This is a genomic window from Vibrio sp. 03_296 (genome assembly GCF_002265885.1).
The window spans coordinates 1-543 of record NZ_NPKW01000905.1 but is presented as its reverse complement, the minus strand read 5'-3'; the positions used below and the strand labels follow the sequence as shown (position 1 = coordinate 543).

General features: G+C 37.6%; 1 protein-coding gene. It reads left to right on the top strand.

Annotated features, from left to right (window positions below; translation table 11 throughout):
• On the top strand, positions 1–415 hold a 415-nt coding region (locus CIK04_RS32960), incomplete at its 5' end, for a hypothetical protein (protein ID WP_325205966.1).
• Between the last annotated feature and the right edge of the window lie 128 nt (positions 416–543).

The following is a 543-nucleotide window of genomic DNA, read 5'->3' as shown; positions in this document are numbered from 1 at the left end:
GCAAAACTTAGTTCCTGAGTTTGTTGGTGTTGCTGTTGAGCTTGCCTTAATTATCTTTGTTCTCGACATTATCGCTCTCAAACAAGAGAAAAAGCGTTCTCGTCAACTAGAAAAAAGAGCTAGAGAATATTTAAGGTTCATCGTTGTCAATTTGCTCAAAGATTCAAAAATATTCGAAAAAACACGGGTAGTACTACCTTCAATAGTGGAGTACGAGTCAAATCGACATGACTTCAAGTTTTTTGCAAGTGAAAGAGCGAGAAGTAATGACGTTATTGATGCGCTTGTTCGTGTCCTTGCAACCTCGGAAAGTGACATCCAAGCACATATCAAAAAACATGTATCGGTCGAGCTGGCAAGCTTTCATTCACTATTTCCGATAGTCGCAGAAATTAGTAGAAGATACATCATTTAAACATGGGGTCGTATCGTGTACTTTTTAACTAAAGTTGCAAAAGGGGACGATATTGAAAGTAACATGATTGCAGTTTTGCAAAAGATCAAAAAATTCGACGAAAAGACAGAAGAAGTTTTTGGCGACTT